This is a genomic window from Mesorhizobium sp. M7D.F.Ca.US.004.01.2.1, from assembly GCF_003997785.1.
In the GTDB taxonomy this organism is placed as follows: domain Bacteria; phylum Pseudomonadota; class Alphaproteobacteria; order Rhizobiales; family Rhizobiaceae; genus Mesorhizobium; species Mesorhizobium loti.
Map to the genome: position 1 here is coordinate 1 of NZ_RZRQ01000531.1, position 2,672 is coordinate 2,672.

Sequence of the window (2,672 nt, forward strand, 5' to 3'; positions counted from 1 at the left end):
GGCGCAGGCATTCGTCGATATTGCGGGTGGCGTGGCCAACCTTCAGCCCGAGGTCCCACAGCATGTAGAGCATGTATTCGACGGTCTGTTCGCCCCACGGCGTCTGCTTGTAGGGCAGCAGGAACAGAAGATCGATGTCGGACCCGGGCGCCAGCGTGCCGCGGCCGTAGCCGCCGACAGCGACGACGGCCATGCGCTCCGCCGAAGACGGGTTCTTGACCCGGTAGACATGGGTGACGGCGAAATCGTAAAGCGCCCGGATGATCTCGTCCATGAGATGCGACAGCCGCGCCGCGCAGGCGCTGCCGCCGCCATCGTCCCGCAGCATGCGCTCGGCAATGGTGCGCCCCTCGGCCAACCGCCCCTTGAGCAGCTGGAGCACACCGCTGCGCGCGGCCTGTCCGGAACCGTCGCCCGCCGTGGCCGCGGTCAGCGCGGCCATCTCGCGGCGCAAGGCTTCGCCGTCGATCAGTTCGTCGAGCTTCAGGGAGATTCTTGCCATATGTCCAAGTCGGCCTTGCCTTTTCGGCGGCGTCTATAGCGCGTTTTCGCGGCGCTGGGTATGGGGCGGGAGGCCAGCCCCGAAAGCGGCCTAGTCGTTTGCCTCGATCCGGTCGAGAGGGACGACAATATGTTGCCGAAATCTGCAGAAATCGATGATCCAGCGTAGAATTCGCCCGGCCTCTTTCGTGATTCTCTGGGCGGTCGGTTTCCTGCGTTTTACGGCAAGCCCGCTTGCGACCCGTGCGGCTTCCCGTTCCTGCTCAAGCAGGCTTGGCAGTCTGTCGCCGACGAACTGGTCCTGCGCGCACACAGCGGGAACGAGCTGGTAGATCGTCTTGCGCGCCGATCTCGGGAGAGCCAGATCGAAGATGAGTTCATCGACAGCCACGTTGACCTGTGCGGTTGCATCGAGAAGATGGCGCGCCATCTGCCTCGAGAGCAGGTAACCGCCAGCCCCGACATGGCTCTTACGCAGCCTGAATATGGAAAAACCGCGGCCAACGGAGATCCTTCTGCGCTGGATCATGGTTTTGGCAAAGAAGGTCTCGAGCTTGACGACATCGGCATCGGCCGGAATCCAACTCGTATCGGCAAGCAGCGCGCCGGCCTTCGCGGAAAGCACCATGTCGTCCTCGAACACGGCGCCGTACGGGGCCTCGTCTTGTGCAATGATCGTCCAGCAGGTGCGATGGCTGTGCAAGCAGGCGATCTCGCTCCCCGACAGGGGGCGGATGGCATGCATGGCGTGCTGCGGTTGCAACACCAGGTCCGGGTGTTCCCTGGCATCGATTGCGGCCACCCGCTCGAACGCAACGCCAATGCGGGCAAACTCCGCCGTCATATGGGCAAGCCTCTCAGGAGACCGATCGAGATTGATGACCAGACGCTTCATTACCGACGAACTCTTCACCTTCCGAGACCACCGGGGCTCTCTAGCAGCGGCGATGTTGCCGCGTAAGGACTTTTTATGGGAGAATCGCGCGCACCGGGCCGGTGATGCAAAAAGTCGAAACAGGCCTTGACCTTCCAGTTACTGGAAGCACTACCTGACCCTCGAAGCAGAAACATCGAGGCATTTCGCAATGACACATTCAGACCACGGCCACCATGTGCATGGCGGCTGCTGCGCCGCGAAAGCTGCGGCCGAGGATCCGGCCCTGCTGCGCGACCCGGTCTGCGGCATGATCGTCGACCCGGCCGCCGGCAAACCGACGGCCGAGCATGATGGCCATCTCTATCATTTCTGCAGCCAGGGCTGCCGCACGAAATTCGTCGCCGAGCCGGAAAGATTCCTGACGGCCACTGATCCGGTCTGCGGCATGAGTGTCGATCGCGCGACAGCTAGGCACTTTGCCCGCCACGAAGGTCAGGGCTTCTATTTCTGCTCCGCCGCTTGCCAGGCGAAATTCGAGGCGGAGCCGCAAAAATATCTCGGCGACAAGCCGGCGCCGCAGCCGATGCCCAAGGGCACGCAATACACCTGCCCGATGCATCCCGAAATCATCCGCGACAAGCCTGGGTCCTGCCCGATCTGTGGCATGGCCCTGGAGCCGATGGGCGTGCCGACGGGCGATGAAGGGCCAAATCCCGAGCTGGTCGACTTCACCAGGCGGTTCTGGGTGAGCGCCGTCCTGTCGGTCCCCCTTCTGATCATCGCCATGGCGCCCATGATCGGCCTGACGTTTGAAGGCCTGGTCGAGGATCGGACAAAGGTCTGGATCGAGCTGGTCCTGGCAAGTCCGGTGGTGCTTTGGGCCGCCTTTCCCTTCTTCCACCGCGGCTGGGACTCGCTGGTCAACCGCAGCCCCAACATGTGGACGCTGATCTCGCTCGGCGTTGGTGCCGCCTATCTCTACAGCGTCGTCGCCACACTGTTTCCGGACATTTTTCCGCATCAGTTCCGCGGCCATGGCGGTGCCGTGCCGGTGTATTTCGAGGCCGCCGCCGTCATCGTCGCGCTGGTCTTCCTAGGCCAGGTGCTGGAGTTGCGCGCCCGTGAAAAGACCGGGTCGGCAATCCGCGCCTTGCTCGATCTCGCGCCGAAGACCGCGCGGCTGATCGCCGCCGACGGTTCCGAAAGCGATGTGCCGCTCGACGCGGTCAAGGCCGGCGATCGCCTGCGCCTCCGCCCCGGTGATGCCGTGCCGGTCGACGGCACGGTGCTGGAA

At 63.6% G+C, this 2,672-nt stretch carries 3 protein-coding genes; 1 reads left to right on the forward strand and 2 read right to left on the reverse strand.

Annotated elements, in window-relative coordinates:
* Both EN993_RS34255 and EN993_RS34260 read right to left on the reverse strand, forming a co-directional pair.
* On the reverse strand, nt 1-502 hold a 502-nt coding region (locus EN993_RS34255; RefSeq protein ID WP_206532467.1), incomplete at its 3' end, for a nucleotidyltransferase domain-containing protein.
* A 90-nt stretch (nt 503-592) separates the two neighbouring features.
* Nucleotides 593-1,396: a glycosyltransferase family 25 protein gene (locus tag EN993_RS34260; RefSeq protein WP_127266089.1), complete on the reverse strand. Its 804-nt coding sequence runs from the start codon at nt 1,394-1,396 to the stop codon at nt 593-595.
* A gap of 190 nt (nt 1,397-1,586) precedes the next feature.
* Between EN993_RS34260 and EN993_RS34265 the strand changes: the two genes are divergently transcribed.
* Nucleotides 1,587-2,672, forward strand: a 1,086-nt coding sequence (locus EN993_RS34265) for a YHS domain-containing protein (protein WP_127266090.1), incomplete at its 3' end; no start/stop codon positions are given.

Excerpts from the sequence above, each read along its gene's own strand:
- EN993_RS34260 (WP_127266089.1), bottom strand. The coding sequence starts at position 1,396 with ATGAAGCGTCTGGTCATCAATCTCGATCGGTCTCCTGAGAGGCTTGCC.